The organism is Nitrosopumilus sp. b1, assembly GCF_014078545.1.
GTDB lineage: Archaea > Thermoproteota > Nitrososphaeria > Nitrososphaerales > Nitrosopumilaceae > PXYB01.
In genome coordinates this window covers 405,831-429,276 of record NZ_MU078723.1, presented here as the reverse complement: position 1 = coordinate 429,276, position 23,446 = coordinate 405,831, and the positions used below count along the sequence as shown (strand labels likewise).

The 23,446-nt window shown below is 35.1% G+C and carries 31 protein-coding genes and 1 tRNA gene; 12 read left to right on the top strand and 20 right to left on the bottom strand.

Going from position 1 to position 23,446, the window contains the following annotated elements; all coding sequences use genetic code 11:
• Positions 1–2: 2 nt before the first annotated feature.
• The 10 genes from C6988_RS08325 to C6988_RS08280 all read right to left on the bottom strand — a co-directional run bounded on the left by C6988_RS08325 (position 3) and on the right by C6988_RS08280 (position 6,536).
• Positions 3–1,001 (bottom strand): aldo/keto reductase, encoded by a 999-nt coding sequence (locus C6988_RS08325; RefSeq protein WP_182134579.1) that lies wholly within the window; start codon positions 999–1,001, stop codon positions 3–5.
• A complete protein-coding gene (locus C6988_RS08320; RefSeq protein WP_182134578.1) occupies positions 998–1,543 on the bottom strand; it encodes a DUF1802 family protein in 546 nt (181 codons plus the stop codon). Before C6988_RS08320 ends, C6988_RS08325 begins: the two co-directional genes overlap by 4 nt.
• A complete protein-coding gene (locus C6988_RS08315; RefSeq protein ID WP_182134577.1) occupies positions 1,544–2,221 on the bottom strand; it encodes a chlorite dismutase family protein in 678 nt (225 codons plus the stop codon).
• Positions 2,222–2,303: 82 nt separating this feature from the next.
• On the bottom strand, positions 2,304–3,083 hold the full coding sequence (sufC, locus tag C6988_RS08310) for a Fe-S cluster assembly ATPase SufC (RefSeq protein WP_182134576.1): 780 nt from the start codon (positions 3,081–3,083) through the stop codon (positions 2,304–2,306).
• A 95-nt stretch (positions 3,084–3,178) separates the two neighbouring features.
• Entirely contained in the window at positions 3,179–4,135 is a 957-nt protein-coding gene (locus tag C6988_RS08305; protein WP_182134575.1) for a transcription initiation factor IIB, read from the bottom strand.
• Positions 4,132–4,398, bottom strand: coding sequence for an H/ACA ribonucleoprotein complex subunit GAR1 (locus C6988_RS08300; RefSeq protein ID WP_182134574.1), 267 nt, complete (start codon positions 4,396–4,398; stop codon positions 4,132–4,134). The genes C6988_RS08305 and C6988_RS08300 overlap by 4 nt, the downstream gene beginning before the upstream one ends.
• A 74-nt stretch (positions 4,399–4,472) precedes the next feature.
• Entirely contained in the window at positions 4,473–4,772 is a 300-nt protein-coding gene (locus C6988_RS08295) for a signal recognition particle subunit SRP19/SEC65 family protein (protein WP_182134573.1), read from the bottom strand.
• A 4-nt stretch (positions 4,773–4,776) separates the two neighbouring features.
• A complete protein-coding gene (locus tag C6988_RS08290) occupies positions 4,777–5,157 on the bottom strand; it encodes a 30S ribosomal protein S8e (protein WP_182134572.1) in 381 nt (126 codons plus the stop codon).
• 78 nt (positions 5,158–5,235) lie between these two features.
• On the bottom strand, positions 5,236–5,805 hold the full coding sequence (locus tag C6988_RS08285) for an SMC-Scp complex subunit ScpB (RefSeq protein WP_182134571.1): 570 nt from the start codon (positions 5,803–5,805) through the stop codon (positions 5,236–5,238).
• A 53-nt stretch (positions 5,806–5,858) separates the two neighbouring features.
• Positions 5,859–6,536 (bottom strand): chromosome segregation protein ScpA, encoded by a 678-nt coding sequence (locus C6988_RS08280; protein WP_182134570.1) that lies wholly within the window; start codon positions 6,534–6,536, stop codon positions 5,859–5,861.
• Positions 6,537–6,631: 95 nt separating this feature from the next.
• Here C6988_RS08280 and C6988_RS08275 point away from each other — a divergent pair, with 95 nt between their 5' ends.
• Positions 6,632–7,708 (top strand): alcohol dehydrogenase, encoded by a 1,077-nt coding sequence (locus C6988_RS08275; RefSeq protein WP_182134569.1) that lies wholly within the window; start codon positions 6,632–6,634, stop codon positions 7,706–7,708.
• Positions 7,709–7,766: 58 nt separating this feature from the next.
• A complete protein-coding gene (locus C6988_RS08270) occupies positions 7,767–8,507 on the top strand; it encodes a response regulator (RefSeq protein WP_182134568.1) in 741 nt (246 codons plus the stop codon).
• Here C6988_RS08270 and C6988_RS08265 read toward each other — a convergent pair whose 3' ends face one another.
• Positions 8,508–9,008 (bottom strand): Lrp/AsnC family transcriptional regulator, encoded by a 501-nt coding sequence (locus C6988_RS08265; protein ID WP_182134567.1) that lies wholly within the window; start codon positions 9,006–9,008, stop codon positions 8,508–8,510. It lies immediately after the preceding gene.
• A 50-nt stretch (positions 9,009–9,058) separates the two neighbouring features.
• Positions 9,059–9,182: transfer RNA gene (locus tag C6988_RS08260), tRNA-Tyr, on the bottom strand.
• A gap of 130 nt (positions 9,183–9,312) precedes the next feature.
• On the opposite strand from C6988_RS08260, the gene C6988_RS08255 reads away from it, so the two are divergent.
• The 6 genes from C6988_RS08255 (at position 9,313) to C6988_RS08230 (ending at position 14,718) form a co-directional block, all read left to right on the top strand.
• A complete protein-coding gene (locus C6988_RS08255) occupies positions 9,313–9,924 on the top strand; it encodes a hypothetical protein (RefSeq protein ID WP_182134566.1) in 612 nt (203 codons plus the stop codon).
• 34 nt (positions 9,925–9,958) lie between these two features.
• A complete protein-coding gene (locus C6988_RS08250) occupies positions 9,959–10,369 on the top strand; it encodes a translation initiation factor IF-5A (protein ID WP_182134565.1) in 411 nt (136 codons plus the stop codon).
• A gap of 120 nt (positions 10,370–10,489) precedes the next feature.
• Complete coding sequence (locus C6988_RS08245; RefSeq protein WP_182134564.1) at positions 10,490–11,182, top strand: diphthine--ammonia ligase; 693 nt, start codon at positions 10,490–10,492, stop codon at positions 11,180–11,182.
• Between the two features lie 127 nt (positions 11,183–11,309).
• Entirely contained in the window at positions 11,310–12,635 is a 1,326-nt protein-coding gene (locus tag C6988_RS08240; protein WP_182134563.1) for a signal recognition particle receptor subunit alpha, read from the top strand.
• 38 nt (positions 12,636–12,673) lie between these two features.
• On the top strand, positions 12,674–13,855 hold the full coding sequence (locus tag C6988_RS08235) for a pseudouridine synthase (RefSeq protein WP_255464441.1): 1,182 nt from the start codon (positions 12,674–12,676) through the stop codon (positions 13,853–13,855).
• A gap of 155 nt (positions 13,856–14,010) precedes the next feature.
• Complete coding sequence (locus C6988_RS08230; RefSeq protein WP_182134562.1) at positions 14,011–14,718, top strand: hypothetical protein; 708 nt, start codon at positions 14,011–14,013, stop codon at positions 14,716–14,718.
• Here the strand turns inward: C6988_RS08230 and C6988_RS08225 are convergent.
• The gene (locus C6988_RS08225; protein WP_182134561.1) at positions 14,712–14,897 is read right to left on the bottom strand and encodes a 30S ribosomal protein S27ae; all 186 of its coding nucleotides are present in this window, start codon (positions 14,895–14,897) and stop codon (positions 14,712–14,714) included. The genes C6988_RS08230 and C6988_RS08225 overlap by 7 nt on opposite strands.
• A complete protein-coding gene (locus C6988_RS08220; RefSeq protein ID WP_182134560.1) occupies positions 14,897–15,289 on the bottom strand; it encodes a 30S ribosomal protein S24e in 393 nt (130 codons plus the stop codon). The genes C6988_RS08225 and C6988_RS08220 overlap by 1 nt, the downstream gene beginning before the upstream one ends.
• An 80-nt stretch (positions 15,290–15,369) precedes the next feature.
• On the opposite strand from C6988_RS08220, the gene C6988_RS08215 reads away from it, so the two are divergent.
• A complete protein-coding gene (locus tag C6988_RS08215; protein WP_182134559.1) occupies positions 15,370–15,930 on the top strand; it encodes a DUF309 domain-containing protein in 561 nt (186 codons plus the stop codon).
• Here C6988_RS08215 and C6988_RS08210 read toward each other — a convergent pair.
• A complete protein-coding gene (locus C6988_RS08210; protein ID WP_182134558.1) occupies positions 15,914–17,179 on the bottom strand; it encodes a BPG-independent phosphoglycerate mutase family protein in 1,266 nt (421 codons plus the stop codon). The genes C6988_RS08215 and C6988_RS08210 overlap by 17 nt on opposite strands.
• A gap of 138 nt (positions 17,180–17,317) precedes the next feature.
• Here C6988_RS08210 and C6988_RS08205 point away from each other — a divergent pair, with 138 nt between their 5' ends.
• Both C6988_RS08205 and C6988_RS08200 read left to right on the top strand, forming a co-directional pair.
• On the top strand, positions 17,318–18,334 hold the full coding sequence (locus C6988_RS08205) for a galactose-1-phosphate uridylyltransferase (RefSeq protein ID WP_182134557.1): 1,017 nt from the start codon (positions 17,318–17,320) through the stop codon (positions 18,332–18,334).
• 41 nt (positions 18,335–18,375) lie between these two features.
• Positions 18,376–18,813 carry a hypothetical protein gene (locus C6988_RS08200; RefSeq protein WP_182134556.1) on the top strand — a complete coding sequence of 146 codons (438 nt, stop codon included), beginning with the start codon at positions 18,376–18,378 and terminating at the stop codon, positions 18,811–18,813.
• Here C6988_RS08200 and C6988_RS08195 read toward each other — a convergent pair.
• From C6988_RS08195 to C6988_RS08180, 4 genes are all read right to left on the bottom strand, one after another.
• Positions 18,810–19,247, bottom strand: coding sequence for a GNAT family N-acetyltransferase (locus C6988_RS08195; protein WP_182134555.1), 438 nt, complete (start codon positions 19,245–19,247; stop codon positions 18,810–18,812). The genes C6988_RS08200 and C6988_RS08195 overlap by 4 nt on opposite strands.
• A 4-nt stretch (positions 19,248–19,251) precedes the next feature.
• Positions 19,252–19,953: a nucleotidyltransferase family protein gene (locus tag C6988_RS08190; protein WP_182134554.1), complete on the bottom strand. Its 702-nt coding sequence runs from the start codon at positions 19,951–19,953 to the stop codon at positions 19,252–19,254.
• A gap of 63 nt (positions 19,954–20,016) precedes the next feature.
• Positions 20,017–21,315, bottom strand: coding sequence for a bifunctional hydroxymethylpyrimidine kinase/phosphomethylpyrimidine kinase (gene thiD / locus C6988_RS08185; protein ID WP_182134553.1), 1,299 nt, complete (start codon positions 21,313–21,315; stop codon positions 20,017–20,019).
• Positions 21,316–21,349: 34 nt separating this feature from the next.
• Entirely contained in the window at positions 21,350–21,562 is a 213-nt protein-coding gene (locus C6988_RS08180) for a hypothetical protein (protein ID WP_255464440.1), read from the bottom strand.
• 168 nt (positions 21,563–21,730) lie between these two features.
• Between C6988_RS08180 and thiC the strand changes: the two genes are divergently transcribed.
• Complete coding sequence (gene thiC / locus C6988_RS08175) at positions 21,731–23,059, top strand: phosphomethylpyrimidine synthase ThiC (RefSeq protein ID WP_182134552.1); 1,329 nt, start codon at positions 21,731–21,733, stop codon at positions 23,057–23,059.
• Here thiC and C6988_RS08170 read toward each other — a convergent pair.
• Positions 23,042–23,446: an NUDIX domain-containing protein gene (locus tag C6988_RS08170; protein ID WP_182134551.1), complete on the bottom strand. Its 405-nt coding sequence runs from the start codon at positions 23,444–23,446 to the stop codon at positions 23,042–23,044. The genes thiC and C6988_RS08170 overlap by 18 nt on opposite strands.

The window sequence follows — 23,446 nt, the reverse complement described above, 5'->3', positions numbered from 1 at the left end:
TATCATGCAGCCTGTGTGGTTGCTTTTAGCTCATATGCAGGCCATGAGTTAAACAACTCATCAATCTCTTTCATGTCTGTTTGGTTGATATAGTTACCATCTGACATGGCTGCAAAACTTTCAATCTCTTCAACACTAATTACTGTTGGAAACACTGATGCAAATCCTTTCTTTGATAAAATGAATTTAATTGCAAGCTCTGTGATGGTTAGGTCGTTTCGTTGTGCAATTGGGCGCAACTGCTCAACTTTTTGTAGTGCTGATTTTATCCATTCCCCTTTTCTTACCGAGCGATGATCTTTTTCATCAATCTTAGTTTCTGCATTGACTTTTCCTGTAAGAATTCCAGACGCATCAGGAACTCTTACCAGTATCCCTACATCCTTTTGTATTGCCATATCAAACAGCTCATTTCCTGGTGTCTGTTCCAGTATGTTGTATACTGTTTGCACTGCGCTAACATTTGTTCTATCCATTGCCTCAATTCCTTCTTGGGTCCAGCCAATGGCAGGCCCTAGTGCAATCTGATACGTGTTGATCTTTTGCTCTTCAATTAATTTATCAAGCGTTTGAAATATTGTGTCGTCTCTGATGTGGTTTAGTTTTGGATTGTGCAGACCGTACACATCTACATAGCCCGTTTGAAGTCTCTCCAAACTATTTCTTAATGCTTTGTTTGTAAAATCTGGAGCAAAGCTCTGTGGAAGCTCACTATGTCCAATTTGCTCTACTCCTTCAAAGTCATATCCATACTTTGTTGAGATGATGATTTCCTTTCTTACATCTTTGAGATATTTACCGATTAAAGTTTCACTTTTTCCTTTTCCGTACATATCTGCTGTTTCAAAAAAGTTAATTCCTAAATCATATGCTCGCTTTAGCATCTTTGCTGCTTCGTCTTCGTGAATTTCTTTTCCCCACCAATTCAGGGCTATTGTCCATGCTCCAAATCCTATCTCAGATACCTCGATTCCACTCTTGCCTAGCTTTTTGTATTTCATTTTGTAATCTCCATGAACTTTTCTAATTTTGAGTTAATCTCTGATTCTGAAAGCACTGGTTGACCGTTTTGAATTTCTTCATTTATGTTTATCCAAGATTTGCAGCCCTGATATTCTGATTTTAGCGGAATCTCTCTTTTGGGAATTCGATAAACTTTGAGAAATACTGCTTTTAGTGGTTTTTCTGGTTTCCAATTTCTTCTTTCCTGAATATACGAATCACTCCAGATGTGAAATTCAGATAATGCTTTTACTTTTTCATTATCTGATACCTCTGCTTCTCCTAATACCTCTGCATATGATGTAATTCTGTTGTGTCCTTCTCTTGGTTTGTTCTCTTTTATCTCGTTTAGTAATTTGTGAAATTCTGGTTTGATATGATGTGTCTCTTGATGTTCAAATGTTGGAAATAAAAGAAATTTCTTTGCCTCAACATTGAATCCAGACGCTGTTTCTAAAATTCCACCCTTACGCAACAAAACTGTCTGCTTTCCTGACTCTAATGCAGTAACAACCGTTGCCCATTCTTTAAGTGATTCCAACTATCCTAAGCTGGATATCAGGGAAATAATATCTTTTTTAACACAAACAATCATGGGAGTATCAACCTGCACATATTTTGAAACTTGTGTTTGTCGTAAATCCATAATTAAATTCTGAAAGTCTCGTAAATCATCACATTCAAACGCTAACATGAAATCCTCATCATGTATACCAAATGAATATGTAGTATTCAGAACTACTTGGGGATATTTTTGACCTACTGAAATATGCTCATCCATCATCTTTTGCCTTTGTTGCTCAGTAAGTAGGTACCACTCTCTAGTCTTTGTAAATGGATAAACTACAGCATATTTTTTTGGTTGATTTCCTGCAACAAATGATAATGTTAATCCCTTTTTTGCATATAACGATGGCCTAGTACATGACAAATAAGTTCTTGAAGAAACAATATACTTTCCAAACACCGTTAGATACAATTTAGAAATTACATTCTGAATTTCCTCAACTGATTCTGCTGCAAACCAAATTAGAAATTCAGCATCGTCACGTAATCCTAGAGTTGAATAGGTTCTGAATTTTATTCCCGAGTTTCTAATTACGTTTTCTACTTCTCTGGCAGATTCTTCTTTTGCAAGGTCTGCCATCCATCTCCATTTCGGATCAACTTTGAAGAAACAAAAGTCAAAAAAGTATTGCTTATCCTGACCATCTTCCATAATCCTCCGTATTATTCAACCTTATTTAAATAAGTAAACAATGATTTCTAATTTCTAGCTCAAGTTTTTAGTATCTTTAGAATTATGCTGTTTCTTTATTTTCTTCTAAAACCCAATCATAACCCCTTGTTTCTAATTCATCTGCAAGGGATGCGCTACCACTTTTTAGAACTTTGCCTCTGGCAAAAACATGAACATAATCTAATTTTTTCAAAAATTTCAAAATGCGTGCATAATGGGTAATTACTATGATGGTTGAATCCTTTCCGGATACTTCGCTAATTGCTTTTGCAACAGCTTGAACTGCATCAATATCTAATCCTGAATCTGGTTCATCAAGAATTGAAATCTTTGGTTTTAAAACAGCCATCTGTAAAACCTCTGAGCGCTTTTTCTCTCCACCTGAAAATCCTTCGTTAAGATATCTTGATAAAAATTCATCCTTCAATCCTACCTGTTTAAGATTGTCCTTGAGATACTTTTGAAATTCTCTAACTGTGATGAATACTTCTCTATTTTCTCCTTGAAGGGCTTTACTTAGAGAATTGTAAGATGTTCTAAGAAAATGTGAAAAACCTACTCCTGATACTTCGGTTGGGTATTGGAATCCTAAGAATAATCCTTTTTTTGCTCGCTCATCAGCACTAAGATCTTTGATGCTTTCTCCATCTAGTAATATGTCTCCAGATGTGATTTCATATTTTGGATGTGCAAGTAATGTATATGCCAAAGTACTCTTACCAGAACCATTTGGTCCCATAATGGCATGAACCTCACCTGGACCTGTTTTCAGATTCACTCCCTTGAGAATCTCCTTTCCTTCTCTAGTCACATGAAGATCCTTGATTTCAAGTACTGCCATGTTGCTAAATGAGTTATTTCTCTATATAATACCCACGAATTTTAGCTAATCCTAACCAATATCATGCCTAAATAAAATAGAAAAGAGGGGGATGATTATTTTTTGGCCAGTGATGGTCTTAGAGCGATTTTTAGCTTATAGCTAGTTAGAATCTCTTTGCACCTATTTCGAATGGTTACTTCGGTTACTCCAGCAATGCTTGACACATCACGCTGTAGTACATTTTGTCCAAGTAATATTGATGCAACATACAGATATGCTGCTGCAATTCCGTTTGGTGCTTTTCCATCTGCTAGGTTGTTATTCTTGGTTTTTTCAGCAATCTCAAGTGCTAATCTTTCTACACGAACTTCTGTTTTTGTTAGGTTAGCAATTTTTGAGATGTATTTGTCCATAGTAACTACTGGAGCTGTTTTGGAACCCATCTCCATTACCATGGTTCTGTAGTATCTTGCTGCAAGTTTTGTTTTAGCTTTTACGTCTTTTGGCTGACAAATACCTCTGCATATCTCTTCAAGAGATCTAACTACATCGCATTGTTTACATGCCATGTAGATGGTAGCAACTGAAATGCTTACTACTGACTTTCCTTTGACTTCTATTTGACCATCTAGATTTCTATAAATCATTGATGCCGTCTCTTGAACATTTTTAGACAAAGACAGACCTTGACATGCTTCACCAATTTTTGTTAAAACATTTGCAAGTCGTCTTTCTCTTGGAGATGATACTCGTACTCTTTGTTGCCATTTGCGTAGATTGTGCATTTGGTTAGCAACTTCGGAATTGATAGATTTTCCACTAAAGTCTTTAGAACTAATGGAAATTTCTGTTGTAATTCCCAAATCATGTTGGGAATATGTTGTCTGTCCTGTAGCTCTTGCTAACTTCATTTTGTCTTCAAGACTTGAACCTATTGCTTCTGGGCCATAATCTGCGATTTGATCTGCTACGACAATTCCGCAACCAGAACAAATCAATTCACCGTTCTGACTGTCATCAACTAATGATGATTCACATTCAGGACAGCATTGTGTTTCTAATGTATTCATTTTCTTTTTCTCCTGTATTTTTGTTTTTTTGCAGGAGCTATGTCGAGAGCAAAAACTTTCTTGCCAGTGTATTTTTTTATGCTATTTGTCAATGGAGTAGCTGATGCATATGGTTTTGCAACAGGACCAATCAACTCCATAACTTTTGCAACTTTGGTACTCTTTTCGTCACAGAGTATTTGTCCTTCACTAACAACTTTTGTTAGTTGAATAACTACCCTGCCACTACTGGCCAAGTGCATAATTTCCCCTACCTCCTGCAATTAGAAATCAAGATCATCTGATTGTTATCATATACTTCTGTCAACTTTACTTTAGCTAAAAGCTAGAATCGGTTTTATTTTGACTGCTTTGCTCTTTTGGATACTAGCTTTTCTGAAATTTTGTTAAGAATTTTTGTCTTGGAGGATTCTTTTGGCAAAACAATGTATCCTGATCTTACATAAGATCTTCTGGGAAATCTCACTTTGTCTTCTTGTTCCTTTATTTCATAACCCGCTGATTTTGCAGCTTCGATTAATTCATTTAATGAAGGATCAAAAACACATTTCTCTTTATCTAATCTTCGTCCTTTAGCTCTTGGAAGTGTTTTATTAAAATAATCTAACCAGATTACGACATGTTCGTAATCTTTCATCTCATCACTTTATGAGAATTGCATTTACTACGCCATCTTGTCCAGGTCTTGAAACAACTCTGCATTTACCTGCTTCTGTTTCAAGTATTGCACCTTTCGTGATGACACCACGTCTTTGATAATCATTGTTTGTTGAATTTTCTAATACTTTTAGAATTTTTGATTTTTTTACTTTGGCATCCCGGGTTGATAAATTTACAAAATCAATTGTCTTTAATGCGGTTTTCCTATTTTTTCCGCGAACATGCCTTGTAACTGTAACCTGTGCACCTGTAAGAGCTTCGTTAGGATATCTGTCCATCTCATATTTTCTTCTAATTCTGAGTGGATGTCTTCTTCCACCTGTTAGCTTACTGGTTGCTAAATTTTCTATTGATTTTCTCACAATAGTTCTTTAAATCACTCTAATTTATACAAAACGCAAGATTTACGCGTGAAAGGCGACTTTCCTATTTTTGAATTATTACACTTGGGATGTAATTTCCTGAGGTTTTATTGTCATTTGAGATGTTCTTCTTACTTTTTTGAATAGTTTTTCTTTTAGAGTATCTGCATCTCCATGAATTCCAAAATATTTTTGGAATTTTTCAGTGGTTGTAAAAATTTTTAATCTTCCTACATTTTGATGAGCAATAAAATCTAATTGTCTTAATTCTTTCAGATGTGAATACACCCCCGAACCTCTTGTCTCTACTAACTGCTTTGATGAAATTGGTTGCATGTATGCAATATATGATAATGTCTTTAGAGTTGCTTTTGGCAAAATTGGTTTTGATGCATATCTTCTAACAACATTACTAAACTCTGGTTTTAGTTGAAAAACATATGATCCATCTGGAAGAGTGACTACCTCTATTGCTTTGAAAGCTGATTTGGTCTTTTTCATAATTTTTTCCAGAATGTCTAGGGTTTTTGTTCTTGATTCTGTACCTGAAGCTCTGATAATCTCTTCAATCCTGAGAGGTCTCCCTGCTGAATATAGGGCTGCCTCAATTCTCGCAGTTGCCTCATCTTCGTTTTCAACCTTGTCCATTAGCCTCAAAAACTCCTAAAATCTACTTAAAACAATCCTTTGCGCATATTTGATCACGTTGTTAAGTTCTCCTCAATGAGTGTTATTTTGATATCGTCTTCAACTTGCTCAAGATCTATCTTCTTATCTCTTGCCAAAAATAGTATTGCAAAAAAGCATCTGATGGCATCTATTGATTCCAAATCTGCTACTATTGCTTGTAACATTCCGTGACCTGTGTTTCTAATTTTTCTTACTATCAAGTCTTCATATTTTCCTATGATGTTTTCAAGCGAAATAAAATAATCCTTAAAGTCTGGAGCCTCTAGGGGCTCAAAATTCATCTGACTTCCTTTCTTAGATCTTGGGTTTGCGATTGACCCAATCAAGTTTTCAAGAAGATCTAACAACTCGTCAAGTGTTACAGGATATGTTGATTCATGTCTATAGGGAATGTCAATTAATTGAATATCTACATCAGTTCGTTGAGTCATAGGTTTCTTTTCCATTGCAGCTCGTTGCAGAGCAAAAATACTTTCAACTTTCATTCTATAGATTAAAGAGGATGACAATGCTGCCATGCCAGCAATCCTAAGATCTTTTTTACCACTCTTTTGTAAAATTCGAATTAAAATATCTAATATCTGAATTAAATCAATCTCCCAAACATCCTTTTTGGATATGGTAGCTGGATTAAACAGAATATTTACAGGAGCTTGCGAAATACCTACTCTTGATTCTTCTTCACTCACAAAAAAACTCGCTTTCTATTAGATAATATCTTCACGCTCTATTTTTTTCTCCCTTCCAGTCAACTCTTATATTATAAGGAAGAAAGGAATGATTATTGAAAGCCGCTCGTATCGTTGAACCTGAAAAACCTTTACAAATATCTGAATTAGAAGCACCTAAACCTCAAGGCAGTGAAGTCATTGTAAAAGTAAAAGCTGCCGGAGTTTGTCATAGTGACTTGCATCTTTGGGAAGGTGGCTATGATTTAGGCGATGGCGTTTTTCTCAAAGTTACTGATAGGGGAGTAAAATACCCTGTTACTCCTGGTCATGAAATTGTTGGTAGTGTATTAGAAATTGGTCCTGATGTAAAAGGCGTCAAGGTGGGGGATAACGTACTTGTTTATCCTTGGCTGGGATGTGGTCAATGCGTTGCGTGTAAAGCAGGTAATGAAAATCTTTGCGACACACCAAAATCTATAGGTCTATTCCAAGATGGCGGCTATGCGGAAATTGTTAAAGTTCCACATTACAAATATTTGGCTGATATCACTGGCCTAGATCCAGATGGTGCTACATCTCTTGCATGTGCAGGACTTACAGCTTTTACTGCGGTAAAAAAAGCAAATTCAAATTCTCCAGAGTTTATTGTAATAATTGGAGCCGGTGGATTAGGATTAATGGGAATTCAAATTGCTAAAGCAGTAACAAAAGCAAAAGTGATCTGTGTTGACTTGGATGATAAAAAATTACAAACTGCAAAAGAAATGGGTGCTGATTTTGTTGTAAACTCTAATGTAATTGGTTCTGTTACAACCGGTTCTGGTAATGCTGCACAAAAAATTATTTCATTATGTAATAACAAAGGGGCAGACAGTGTTATCGATTTTGTTAACGCTCCTCAAACTGCAAAGACTGGCTTAGCAGTACTTCGAAAACGAGGCAATTTGATACTAGTTGGACTTTTTGGTGGATCTATGGAGTTATCACTTGTTACAATTCCGCTTAAAGCAATAACCATTCAAGGTGCATATACTGGAAATTACGCTAGTATGGTAGAACTAATTGAACTTGCAAAAAAAGGTGTCATCAATCCAAAAATAACTGAACGTTATGCCTTAGACGATGCAAATACCGCCCTTGAAAATCTTAAAGCACGAAAAATTAATGGGCGTGCGGTAATTAACCCCTGACTGTCTAATTTCCTTTGACCCAATATAGTAATATAAAATAAAATATTTTCAGAAACTATTGGCAGAAAAAAATCAGGAATACGATTTAGCTTTTACTCATCTTAGAAATAATCAAAATATTTCAGCCTATAACCTATTTACAAATCTGGCAGAGTCTTACAAAAAATCTGATGAACCAAAATCTGCCTTGTTGTATCTTCTTGCAGCAGAATGTAAATCTCGACAGAACAAAGATAACAATGAAGAAATTTTGATAGCTGCGAATCTTTATCAAAACTTTGCAAAAAAAGACAAGTCATATAGCTCAAAAAGTGCATATCTTTGCGCATCAAAATGCTTTCTTAAAACTGGAAAATATTCTGAGGCAAAAAAAGCATTCAACAAATCCAAAGAAATTTCTTCTGTTCAGATAAGTTTCATGCGCCCAGTAATAATTATTGAAGATAGTAAAGCCATCACAATGAAACTAGAAAAATATCTTGAGAAGCTAGGTTACTCTACGTTTTATTCATTTGAAAAGGGAAAAGATGGAATCAAAAAATGTAAAGAATTAATCTCTGAATCACAAAATCCAATTATACTTCTTGATATGGGGCTACCTGATATTGGCGGTGATGTTGTCGCATCCACTCTCTTAGAAGAAAAACTGGATCTTCAAATTATTGTTATCACTGCTGATGAAAAAACCTCAAAGCGAGTTAATAAAACAATCAGTTCTGGTGTTGCATCATTTATACAAAAACCATTTACAATTGAAGAAGTAAAAAAAGCAATTGATATTGCAGAGTCTGAATATTAATTACAATAGTAACAATGACATATTGAGCAAATTGACATTTGCAACATCAAAGTCACTCACTCTATAATCAATTACTTGTTCAGAAAACTTTTCAATAATTTTCTGCGTTGGATCTGAATCTTCAGCTTCAACTTTCATTACAATAAGAATATTCCAATCGCCTTCTAAATTTGCAATAAACAAATAGTTTGGTAATTTAATTACAAAATCTTTGATAGAATCTTTTACCGAATCTAGTGATTTTGATGGTTTTAATTTCATAAACAATGCTTCATATTCATTTGATTCCGAAACATCGGTTAGAACAGCTTTGTAACCTTTGATGATTCCACTTTTCTCTAACCTCTCGATTCTTTTTCGTATGGTTCTATCTGAAACATCATGACCAGATTTTCTTAGCTCAGTTGCTATTTCTTTTGAAGGTGTTCTTGCATTCTTGTTTAAAATCTCTATAATCTTCTGGTCAACTTTGTCTAGATTTGACCAAGGATCATTACTCATACCTTAGTGTAAATTCATGAGTTTTTGAATTTTTGGTTGTGAAAAAATTATGGTCCCAAGCGAAGGAATTGAACCTTCGACAACCCGGTTTCTGTATGCCTGATATGCTGCTATTATGTCAGCCAAAAGCCAACTACTACAGCCGGAAGCTCTACCAGGCTGAGCTAGCTTGGGACAATTTGTCGGAGCACTTTAGTATTAAATAACTATCGAACAAGAACGAGTCAAATAAGCATAATTTTGAGTAAATTTAGTGTACTATCTGTAAAATATTAAATAATCAAGCTATTGATCACTGGATCCAGTGTCAGAAACCATACTACAAACAAGTGGATATGTCTGTATTCCCTATTTGCATAGTCATAATACTATTGAACTAAAAGATACATGGGATCATTCAAAGAATATCGAAGACATGTATTTTGTCACTGCAACATTCTCTGAGGAGAGTAAGCCATACTTTTCATCATCAGCTAATCACTACATACTTGCAAAATTCAAAGATTCAAAAAAAATAATTAAAGAAATTGAAAAATTCAATCAGGACAAGCCATCTTTTATTTTCACAATGGATGAAGGATTGTTTGAACGTGAATCCCAAGGCACAATGAATTTTGTTTCAGTGTATTATTTGGAATATGGTGATTCAGAGGAAGATGTCAGTGAAGTTGCAAATCTTGTAGCTAAGCGAGAAAAAGTGGGTAAGGCAGGTGTAGGTCATATGGATCTATGTTGTACCATCCCACAAAAGTTTACTTTTCCATACAGTGGCAATATTGTTGTGTTAGAAGTTTCTAGTGATAAAAGCCATCAAAGTGTGAACAAATATTGTGAAAAAACACGACGTGATGTTGGAAGAAAAGGGATCACATTGACAAATCTTGTTAGCCTTTCCATTCTTGAAAAGCTAAAATAAAAAAGTTAAATATCGACGTATAACTGGTTCCTTCATGAGCAAGCCAGCAGATTTGGGTTCATTAAAGATCGGCTCTTACATTTTGCTACCTGTATCTGATCAACCCTCAGGTGAACCATGTAGAATCGTAGAGTATGACACCAGTAAACCTGGAAAACATGGAGCAGCAAAAGCAAGAATTGTAGGTGTTGGAATTTTTGATGACCAAAAAAGACCACATGTAGGTCCTGTTAGCATGCAAGTTCATGTTCCTTTGATTGACAAAAGAACTGGACAGATTATCTCCATTACTGGAGACATTATCCAAATAATGGATTCTGAAACCTTCGAGACAATAGACGTCACCCTGATTGATGATGAAGTTAAGGGTAAGCTAGAGAATGGACAAAACGTAGAGTACTGGAAGGTTATGGATAAAACCAAAATAATGCGTGTAAAGAGTTAAACTCGGATGCTGATGATGAGCGGAAAAGCCGTCTGAGGTGTGATGAGGATTATGAGTAATGAAGCATCCAACAATCATCATTTCTAATACTTCAAATGAAACAATATGCCAAACTATGTCATGAGACTTGCAGCACTTTTTTCTGGAGGTAAGGATAGCACATATTCTATCTACCAATCTACTTCCCAAGGCCATGAAGTGGTTTGTCTTGTTACCGTATTTCCAAAATCAGAAGAAAGTATGCTTTTACATCATCCAAATATTGAAGTGACAAAATTACTATCTACCTCAATGCGAATTCCTCAAGTGTATCTGACTTCTGATTCCAATGATACATCTAATGAAGTTAATTCTATTTTTCAAATTCTAAAAAAAGCTAAAATTGATTTTAACATAGAGGGACTAGTACATGGTGGAATTTCTAGTGAATTTCAAAAGAAAAACTTTGAAAATTTATGTAAAAAACTAGATCTCAAACTCTTTTCTCCAGTTTGGAATCTTAACCCTCATTCATATATGAAACAACTTTTAGAGAAAGGATTCTGTTTTATGATTACTAGTGTTACTTCTGAGGGATTAGACGATTCATGGTTAGGCAAGATTATCACCCATGCAGATATTGAGAACTTATCTGAGTTATCAAAAAAACATGGATTCAATCTTAATTTTGAGGGAGGCGAGGCTGAAACACTAGTTGTAGATTGCCCTTTGTATTCATATCCATTGGAGATAACAAATTTTAAAAAAATATGGGATGGTTACCGTGGAAAGTTTGAGATTATAGAGTCAAAATTAGATTATAGCAAAAAATAATGGTAATTTTTTAGTCTCGAGATAGCAGAATAGTGATTTCATGTATGTGCCTATCTTGAGGTTGTTCTTCGTGAACGATATCTGAAGAACAAAAAACGTCATATAATCTAAAAATCAATGATTTCCATTGTTAGATAATCTAAAAACAAATCTTCGAGCCGCCATTAAAAAGATTGTAAGCTCCTCAGGAATTGATGAGGAATTAATTGATGAATTATGTAAGGACGTTCAAAGAGCATTATTACAGTCAGACGTAAATGTTAGGTTAGTACTTGAAATTACAAAAAAGCTAAAAGATCGTTCATTAAACGAATCTCCACCTCCAGGACTGTCTAGAAAGGATCACATTGTAAAAATTCTATATGATGAACTTGCAAAACTGTTAGGAAATGAGACAGAATTCTCATTCAAGGCTGGTAAAATTAACAAAGTTTTGATGCTGGGAATTCAAGGAAGTGGAAAAACCACCATGTCTTCTAAACTAGCAAAATTTTTGACAAAACAAGGATACAAAGTAGGAGTAATTGGAGCAGATACTTACCGTCCTGGCGCATTGGTCCAATTAAAAACAATGTGTGAAAAGGCAAATGTCGAAGTTTATGGTGAAGAGAACAACAAAGATTCTCCACAAATTGTAGAAAAGGGTCTAAAACATTTTGAAAATTCCAATCTTGATATAATTTTGATTGATACTGCAGGACGTCATAAGGAAGAACAGGATCTACTCGATGAAATGAAACGAATTAGTAAGGTTTCAAATCCTGACCTTGCATTATTAGTGATTGATGGGACTATAGGCCAACAGTGCTTTAATCAGGCTGAAGCTTTTCACAAAACAGTTCCTGTGGGTGGAATTGTAATTACAAAATTAGATAGCTCTGCCAAGGGTGGTGGGGCAATAGCTGCCTCAGCTGCCACAGGTGCTCAAATCATGTACATCGGTACTGGTGAAAGAATTGATGACCTTGAACAATTTTCCCCTACTCGATTTGTTGGACGCCTATTGGGAATGGGTGACATTCAAGCAGTATTGGATCTTGCAAAGCGATTAGAAAGTGAAGCAGATGATGTTAGACTAAAGAGAATTTCAAGCGGTAAAATGAATATGGATGATTTTTACTATCAACTTGAAGAAGTCACTAAAGTTGGTTCACTGAGGGGTTTTCTAGATAATATGCCTGGATTATCTGGAATGGTAAAAGATGATCAGCTAGATCAGATGGAAGGTAGAGTGGAACGATGGCGTTACATCATTCAAAGTATGACAAAAGATGAAAAGGCAGACCCTGACTTGCTTAATTCATCTAGGATCAAAAGAATTGCTAGAGGCTCTGGTTGGTCTGAACATGACGTCAAAGAGCTACTAAAAAACTACAAAAATTCTAAGAGTATGATGAAAGCATCAAAGGGACGACAGATGCAAGGTGCTCTTAGACGAATGGGTTTGGGATAATTCGTATAGCTAATAACGTGTAATTATGATGTATTTGCGTGTCAAATGAAAAATTCAACCTAATAATATTAGATTCAAAAAAAATACTCAAAGAATACGATTTATGTGATGATTGCCTTGGTAGATTATTTGTCAAAAGACTAAATGGTACTTCAAACAAATTACTTGGGAAAAAAATCAGAAAAAAAATTAAGCATAAGAATTCTAAGTGTTTTATTTGTAAAAATCTATTTGATACTTTTCCTGTTATTCTTAAAAAATTAGTAGAGGCATCTAATGATTACCAGTTTTTTACTTTTCTGATTGGTGCCATACTAAAACCATCTTTCATTGATAGGGATGATGCAATTCGCTCCAAATTTAGCTTACGTGGGATTGACAGCATCAAAACCGCTGTTACAAAGGAACTCTCAAAACAATTTTCTAAAAAAACTAAATCAATATCTGATCATGACTCTCCTGATTTGACATTAACAATTAATTTTAAAAACAGTTCAACTGAAACTCGTTCTAAACCGGTATTTGTTTTTGGTAGATACACTAAGACATCTAGATCTCTATCACAAAAACAAAAATCTTGTGAAAACTGTAATGGAAAAGGCTGTTCGGTTTGTTGTTTTCATGGAATTACAAGTTTTGAGAGTATCGAGGGACAAATATCAAAATATCTTTACGATAAATTTGATGCAAAACAGGTAAAAATATCTTGGATTGGTGGAGAAGACAAATCAAGTCTTGTTTATAATCCGGGGAGACCGTTTTTTGTAAAAATCCTTGATCCAAAAAAACGTAAAGTTAAATTTTACAAAAAGATCGCTTTGAGAGAAATGAGTTTGATATCTCTAAAAATTATACCTGCATTTCCAAAAGTACCAATTCGGTTTAACTCTCTGGTTGAATTATCAATATTCACTGAAAATCCTATTCAAAAAAACTCTCTAAAAAAATTATCTCAATTACCCAAGTCGGCGGTCGCAATATATGACAAATTTGGTAAACGCATTGAAAAAGCAATACATTCTTTCAAATACAAAAAGACTGGCGACTCCTCGTTCATGGCTATTCTTAATGTGGAGAGTGGATTTCCTTTGAGGAAATTTGTAGTAGGTGAGGATGCCTTCCCTAATCTCTCTGATCTTTTAGAGAATAGGTGTAGGTGCACACAAATTGATTTCCGTGACATTGAGATGGAATGGCAACAAATAACTAGCCATCCATAACATTGCTTTTCATGCCTCTACGAAAAAAAGGAAAACATGCAAGATGGGCGGATCAAAGAGCTGATAGACGTAAGAAAAAGAAATCAAAAGCTGGAAAACCCCGTTCCAGATAACTAAATCAACATTTTTACCTGTTTACTAAACGAGTGGATTTCATGGATCCTTTATTCAAGGTCAAAGAGGCATTCAAGGCAGGAGTACTGCCTGAGAAAGTTTACTCATTAATCGAAGAACGATTCCCGATTACTGTAGAGGGTATTAACCGAGTTGAAAAAGCATCTGGAATAAACTATCCTATTGCATATGTAGACCCATCAATTATTGTAACTTCCAACGATCCAAACTCCTTCCAGTATGGAATTTTGTTTGCACGGACGATTCCGTTGGTACTAGAAGACAAACTTCAAGTTGTCATACAAATTTCTGCACCGTTAGTAGCATATGGTCTTAAAGGAACAATTCATGCGATTTTAGCGCATGAATTTTTACATTTTTTGGAGCTAATTCGCAAAGTATCAAAAATGGAGATGCTTTCTGATGAGATTTCCAGTAATTTATTTGAAAACGTGTATGCTGATGAAACTCGATTGTTTGAGCCAAAAGCAGTTTTCAAAGATCGTACATTGCTTCTCCATATCACAAAAAAATTCCCGTCTGGCTTTAGAGACTTCAAATTAGAAGATAAAGTAATCAAAAACTGGATTGAAAAAAAACTCCCCACATCTAACATTACATTGGATTCCAATATAATGAAAATATCTGCAAACTCACTTGCAAAAATTAAGATTAATCCTCAATTTGTAAAATTGATAGAAAACCTAGAAGAAAAGAGCAAGAAAATAAGAAAGAAAAAGTACTATTGATTAAACTCTGTCAAACCACATTTTCCACAAGTATGTCTATTCTTGTGCACGGACATGAAAACTCCTTTGCCACATCGTGAGCAGATTTTTCTTAATTTAGTTAGTTTGTCTTTGTCTACTTTGTAGTATTTGTACACATTTGGACTAGAGCCTTTTTTTCCTGCTTTTTTATCTGCCATTACTCAGTCTTTTCCTCTTTCTTCTCTTCAGCAGGTTTTTCAGCTGGAGCTGCTTCTGCAGCTTTCTGTGCTGCGGCCTCTTCTTCTTTTTGCTGTGCTTCTTTTTGAGCAGCGTTAACTTTGTCTAATCTTTTGAATATTGTGGGGTTTACGTGTTCTTTTGCTAATTTTTCATCTTCATAAACATAGAAAGTTCCTGTCACCATTGGTTTCCCAACGTGATTCTTGAGATTAATTGGGATGATTACTTTTCCATCCAATTTGAATTCTTTTGAGATCATATCGATTGCTTCTAATTTTTTTAATTTTCCTCCTAATCCTGCAAAATTGCAAGTAAGCTCTCTTCTTGAAAGGAATGAATTATTCACATCACTAATGGTCTCAATCGACATGTCCCAAATCCTTTCCATAGTTCATATAAATCTTGATTGAAAATCAATAAGGATTTATGAAAATCTTCTAAGGGTATACCATGGAACGATATATGCTGCATCTTCAAAATTCCGATTATACTCCAAAAGATGCAACCACTCTTTTGAGAAAAGCAAGGGAGCTAAGTCATGGAATGGATGTGACAGTTCGCGACACAAGAGTTTCAAGTAAATATCTCGAATACGACGTTTCAATAAAAAAAGAGAATCTAGATACCCTTGTTGAGAAACTATCCTCTTTGGGTAAGCTTGATCATGCAAAACATGTCACCGAGGAATCAATAAAGAAGGAAGATGCCGTAAAACAGGGAATTTTTTACTTCAATAATGAAAGATTTTGGGAATGCCATGAAGTATTGGAAGGAGTTTGGAAAAATTGTTTTGAAGGAGAAAAGGATCTAGTTCAAGGAGTAATTCTTGTTGCAGCAGGATTAGTACATTATCAAAAAAATGAAGATGAAATCTGTCTTTCTATTTTTGGACGGGCTCTTGATAAATTAAGCAAAGCAAGCGGAAAGTACTATGATATTGATGTTGACTTGATCAGAAAAAAAATATCCACAATGAAAAACTCTGGTGAAATATCTACATTTGAGATTTGATCAATTCCAAAGCCTTTGTGACCACGTCTGCACCCATAATTAATTTGATGTTGCCTTTCTTAGCATCCTTTTCTGTAACTCTTTGTGACCCGTCATTTTGAATAGAATCTTTTGAGATCATTACTGGAACTGGATCATCACTGTGGCCCTTGTTGATACATGGTGTTGAATGATCAGCTGATATCACTACCGCTACCTTACTTGTGTCAATATTATCAAGTAATGTTCCAAAAAATCTCTTATCTATCTCCTCAATGTTCTTCATCTTTCCTATTGCGTCCCCATCATGACCAAATTCGTCTGGCCCCTTCAAATGTACGTAGATTGCATTTTGAGTTTCCATCGCCTTTGCAGCTACTTTTGCCTTTTCTTCATAATCTGTCAGGCCTCCTGCTTCAAACGCTTTCATCTTTAGAACTTCCGAAATACCTAATTCAACAGGCATGTCTACAATACATGAAAAATTCATCGAGTATAGATCATTAATTGGCATAACTGCGGGATACTTGTTACCTGCATCTCGCAATAAAATACTGTTAAGTAATTTTTTGTTCTGTTGTTTTCTTTTCTTGTTGATATCACTATTCTTCATAATTTCTAATGATTGTTGAGTGAATTGATTTACCAAGTCCGCAGTAATCTTTGCATTTTCTGACTCATCTAACGGAAGACATTTGTCAATTTTTAGAAAATCCCCAACGGCTTTTGCAATTCCCATTCCATCTACGCGGGCATACGCAGGATCTGTGTTTGTAATGTTGGAAGATAATGATTTTCCTTCCATTCTAATTCTCACAGTTACTCTGTGACCTACTGTTGGGGCCACAACTACCGAAGTATTAGGATATGAAAATTTAATTTTGTTTTCAATTTCTTTTGATACTGCCTCTGCATCCTCCCGTTCGATGTTTCTTCCTGCTCTTCTATCTGTAATTACTCCATCATCATTTAGTGTGGCAAAATTTCCTCTAAGTGCCAAATCCCCATCTTTGAAATCTATTCCAACTCCGATTGCTTCTATAACTCCCCTACCTACATAATCTGCATGTTGAAATTTGTATCCTAACATATTGAATACTGCAATATCTGATTCTGGTGCAATTCCTTCTCCGACTGAAATTACTTCTCCCATCACTCCATTTTTTGCAAGCTTGTCCATGTTTGGAGTTACCGCTGCCTCAAGCGGAGTCTTTCCATGTAAATCTGGATGAGCTAGATCTCCAACTCCATCTAATAGGACGTATATCATATGAACATCCGAATTTTTGGCTATGGTTAGGACCTCACTTTTGTGAACTTTACCTGTCCACTTTAAACTTTACATAATTTTTTCCGATCTACTGATGATCTGAAAAAGTTTTAACATACGATCATTGCCAGTTCTCATATGGGTAGTATGCGTAAGGACTATGTCTCAGAAAAATTTATGATTGTTACAAAAAAAGAAGACAAAGCTTCTAATGCAAAAAAATCCCCATATGCACCTGGAAACGAATCCATGACCAATCCATCAGTGTTGTCCCTTGTTGCAAAAGATGGAATGTTGCAAAGATTACAAGATAGTGAAGATGAGTATGTCACTGATTGGTCTATCCGAGTTTTTGAAAGCAAAAATCCTGCAGTATCTATAGAATCTGAGAACACATACAGCGATAGGCCTCATTACAGTGAACCTGCATATGGTTATCATTTTGTCGTAGTGGCATCACCCAAAGAGAAAGACTCATTCTCAACTATAGGCGTTGAACAATGGTCCAACATTTTAGTTGTAATTCAGGATAGATTACGTTGGCTTTACACCCAAAAGGGAGTTACATATGTATCAATTTACGCAAATCATGGTGAAGCAGCTGGTAGTAGTAATCCACATCCTCACCTAAACATTGTAACATTTTCTACTATTCCACCAGTCATCGAAGCTGAAGCTGAGGCTTCTCATAAAATACTAAATGAAAAAGGAGTATGTCCTATGTGCCAAACAGTTAATGCAGAAACTGGCGGACCACGACAGATACTACAGACAGAAGGATTCATCGCATTTTGCCCTTGGGCACCTTCATATCCATATGAATTTTGGATATGTCCTAAAAAACATACTACGAGTTTCTCAAAAATTACTCAAAAGGAGATTAATGATTTATCTCTAATACTTCGTGCCACTTTGGGTGGATTATCTAAAAGCATTAAAGATCTTGCTTACAATTTGGTGTTTCATCTTTCACCTGAAAAGAAAAACAGTAGACAAATTCATTGGCATATAGAAATTTACCCAATAACAAATTCCTGGTCTGGCTTGGAAAGAGGATATGGTGTTTTTCTAAATAGTATCTCACCTGAAGATGCCGCAGAAAAATTGGGTGCAGCGTGTAGAAAAGAACTTGCCGGTCTTGTTGGAATAGTCTAGAATATGCATAGTTTATTTAGAATCTAATTACAAATTAACTCATGTCTGTTGAAAAATACATTGCAGGTGCTAGTCTCGGATTATTCATAATGTTTGTTGGCGAAATAATAATTTTCTATAATTTTATGATCTCATATCCTACACTTGATATTGCAGAATCTCTTGAACCTGAACCAAAAATGCTTCAGTTTATTTCAATTGGAGTAGCACCAGCAATGATTATGGCAGGCGTTTCTTTCATAATGTCAAAACGATATGGCTCTAAAAGCATTGGAATGATGATTGTAGCAGGTGGTGCAGTATTACTAGTCGGTATGGCATTTGCATACACACAATTGTCCGATATTGATTCCAAGTATCTTGTTGATGCTGTAACTATAACTCCAATTCTCTTTATGGTGGTATCAGTACCTGTAATGGTAGTCGGTGCTTTATTGTTCAAAACACGTGAAAGAAAACCAAAAAAACAATACGTCTAGATGTGGTTTACTCTCATTTCATTTGAATTTTTAAAAAAACCTAATTTTTCATAAAAGCCTTTTACGTCATCTTTGCAATCAAGAATTGTCTTATAGCACCCGGCATTTTTTGCAAAGTTGAGAGAATATTTGATTAATTTTTCTCCAATTCCTTCACCTTGATTCTGCTTTGATACTACTACATCCTCAATATGCCCCACGAGGCCTCCATTATGAATGAATTTAGGTTCAATTAACAAAGTGGTAGAGCCCACAATTCTGTTATTTAGTACTGCCACAAAGATGTGATGATTAGGATTTGAGGTTATTTTTTCAAAAACCTCGTCTGCTTTTTTCTTATCTATATCACTAGTTTTTCGGAGTGAGTCTAATGATTCTAAAAAACCCTTGAATAGGTCATCTCTTTGAATTTGTCTTATTGTTAATTCTGACATTTGTCTAGATCTTACCAAGTTTTTCTAGAAATTGTTGGTATGCTTTTCTATATGATGCCTTGTCTCCAATATCCATAAATCCTTTTTTGGTAATGTAGCTGCTAACTAATCTCTTCTTTGACATGGCCTTTTTGACTACATCGTCCATTCCATACGGCTTGCTCTCTGGGATAAAGTCAAAAGTTTGAGGTTCCATTACGTAACATCCTATGTTTATGTTGGCACTTATCTCTGGTTTTTCATTCCATGCAGTAACTTTTCCATTAGACGTAGTTTCAATAACTCCATAAGGAAGCTTTGTTTTGTATTCAAACAAACTCATGGTGATGAATGATTTTTTTCGTTTGTGCTGTGATACCATACTCCTTAACGGAAAATCGTAAATTGAATCCCCATACATACAAACAAAAGTATCGTCAATAAACTGCTGGGCAGTTTTTAGTTGACCTGCAGTTGCAAGCGGTCTATTTGCTATAGCATATTCTATGTCTACGCCAAATCTCTTTCCATCTTCAAAATAATCTTCAATAGTTTTTCTTAAGTAACTAACACAAAGAACAATTGATTTTATTCCGTTTTTTCTATTCCAATCAATAAGGTGTTCAAGCAATGGTTTTTCTCCTAAAGGAAGCATTGGTTTTGGAAGAAAAGTTGTATATGGTTGAAGTCTTGTGCCTAATCCCCCGGCTAAAATTACTGTCTTCACGGATTTGATTTGAAATAATGAGTATTTATGTTCAAGTATATTTTTAAGAATAATTTATTATTTTTAGAATATTTTACGTACTTTTTTCATGACATCACTTGGATCTGCTCCGAAAATCAAAATCATGGGCTCTTTTCCAAAATCCCCTTTATGATATATGACATCAGGCATGATTTTTGATTTTTTTATAGCATTTTCAACTCCCCACGAAATTGAGGAGCCATCTTTCTTTTTGCTTTTGGTAGGTTCTTTTTTTCTATCGTAACTTACTATCTTCAGCCCTTTCTTTGTAAGCTTTCTTAGTGAATCTTGGTCAAATTTCAGATTTATTGCAGAGCAAATATCTGGAAATTTCTTTGAAATGGTTACAAGTGCAGTTGCCACATGTTTTGAACCATTGTATTCTAGATTACCTGCAATCAAAACAGCATTCCCTGCTTTTACCAATCTTCCTTGAACTCCTAAAACATCCTTGGTCTTTTTTGGTTTTCGTTCTGAAAAAACAAAATTCGTTTGACATTCTGGAATCAATTTGTATGAATCCTTCATTGAAATAAAATTAGTTATTTCATTTTGCAATTTTTTCTTGAGTGGATCCTCTTTGCTTTTTGTTAGCGTAATGCCCTTTCCAATTTTTGTGGCATTTTTGATTGAATTTAAAGAATATCTCTTTGCAAATTTTACTGAATTTTTTAAATTATTTCCTTTTGATAATGCCACAGTTAATGCAGAAGAATAAGTGCATCCACTTCCGTGATTTATACTGTTGATTTTTTTGCTCTTAACCTGATATGACTTTGAATCCTCAAAGACTATGTCGCTTATTTTTTCTTTTTCAAATTCCATTCCAGTGATAATCACGTTGCTAATCCCAAGTTTTTGAAATTCTTTTGAGCACTCTAGTAGATCTTTTTTAGAATTGATTTTAATTTTTGTGAGAATCTCTGCTTCGTTTTTGTTGGGTGTTATTACATCACAAATTGGTAACAGAAATTTTTTCAAATCATTTAATGCATTTTTTTCCAACAATACTCCTCCTGTAGTTGATTTTATTACAGGATCAAGAATTTTTGGGACATCAAAATCTTTTAGTTTTTTATTCAAAATTTTAATGATTTCTGAATTGAATACCATTCCAATTTTGATGGCGTCGACCTTAAAATCAGAAAATATTGCATCGATTTGCGATGAGACCATTTTTGCTGAAACTGGCTCAGTTTTTTTATATTTGGAAGAATTTTGGCTGGTTATTGCAGTAATAACTGTGAATCCATGACAGCCCAAATCTGAAAATGTTTTGATATCGCTCTGTATTCCTGCTCCTGAAGATGGATCTGAGCCTCCAATTGTTAGAATATTCATACTGCCTTTTGGTTGATTTTCTATTTATCTTGAATCATCCGCAACCACATCTTACGTACACTACTTTGAATTTGCCTTGAGTCTTGACATTATGGGATAGTGGTTTTTGACATCTCCTACATTCTGTGAATCCATGATATTCTTCAATTGTTATCTTTTCCGTAGTCCATTTCTTTTCTGAGTCATCCCAAACAATCGAATCAATAATCTTGGGGGAGTCCATGACTATGATGCCTAATACTGCCATTTGAATTAACGATTTTCTATTGTTTATCAGAAAAATTTTCAATATTGATTCAATTATGAATATTAGATTCCTATACAGCGATCCTCCATCACAATTATTCCTAATTTCCTAATCTCCTTTAAGGAAATTAACTACTGTTTAAATTCGGCAATAGTGTAGTATTTGATTATGGGTACTCAAATGAGCTCCGCAAGGAGAGGTGTTGCAACCGATGAAATGAAGCTGGTTGCAAAAGATGAAGATGTCTCCCTTGATTGGCTAGTCAAACAAATTGCAAAGGGTTCGATAATAATTCCTAGTAACAATGTAAGACCTCAAAAGATCCATAATGTAGGAATTGGAAAAGGTCTAAAGACTAAAGTCAATGTGAACATTGGAACTTCTACACTTAATGTAAATCTCGATGAGGAGATTGAAAAGGCAAAAGTTGCTGTAAAGTATCATGCTGACACTATGATGGATCTTAGTGATGGAGGAGATGTAGGCTCTATAAGGCGTGCAATTATGGAAGTATCCCCAATTACATTTGGAACTGTTCCAATCTATGAGGCATACAATCACGGAGTTGAAGTTCACAAAAATCCATTAAATCTCAGTGAAGATGATTTTCTAAATGCATTTGAAAACAATGCAAAAGATGGTGTTGATTATACCACAATTCATGCTGGAATAACCAAAGATATTGCTAAACGAATTCTCAAAGTACAAAGACATGGTGGTGTAGTCAGCAAAGGTGGAACTATTACTGCAGCATGGATGCTAAAATATGATAAAGAAAATCCATACTTTGCTCATTATGATTATTTGGTTGAAATTGCAAGAAAATATGATGTTACATTTAGCCTTGGAGACGCTTTACGACCAGGCTCAATATTAGACTCACATGATGAATTACAAGTTCAAGAAATGATTAACGTTGCTCGTTTAACAAAACAGGCACATGAGAAAGATGTTCAGGTGATGGTGGAGGGTCCAGGACATGTTCCACTAAATGAAGTTGCTGCAAATGTAAGGTTAGCAAAATCGCTTATCGGTGATGTCCCTTACTATGTTTTGGGGCCTCTTGTCACTGATGTTGCATCTGGCCATGATCATATTGCTAGTGCTATAGGAGCTGCAATCTCTGCTGCAGAAGGCGTTGATCTTTTATGTTATCTGACTCCATCAGAGCACCTTGCTTTACCAAACAGTGATGATGTAAAGGCTGGACTGATTGCATATAGAATTGCTGCACACGCAGCCGATTTAGTAAAGATTAGAGAAAAAGCCATTAAGTGGGATATGAAAATGACTGAAGCTCGCCGCACTCTTGATTGGGAAACACAACTTGCTCTGTCTATAGACCCTGAAGAAGCTGCTAAAATTCATAGTCGTACCGGACAGCATCCGGGAAATAATGTTCCATGTACAATGTGTGGTGGTGCATGTGTGTATGTTATGTTGCCCCAACAAAGAAAATATGAAAAACCAAATGAAAAGTTACAACAAGTTGAATAGAACCTGTTCTAGACTTGGAACTGTTTTGTAATTGGAAATTTCATTGGGGTTAATCCACTTGTATTCTGAATTTTCCCAGTTTAGTTTTATTTCAGGATCATTTACTTCAAAAAGAAATGGAAAAATTTCCCATTCATGATTCACATATTGTGGAGACTCAATTCTTATTTCATCAATTGATTTTAATAATTTGATTTGCTCTTCTTTAATTCCAAGCTCCTCAAAGATCTCAATCTTTGCTCTCTCTAAAGGAACTTCATCTTTTTCTATGATTCCACTTATTCCTGCCCACAACCCCTTCATTGTTTTTACTTTTTCACTTCTTCGCAGGATGAGAATTTTGTCTGAATTTTTTAAAAAAGATGTTACAATTTTTGTTGAGCGCAT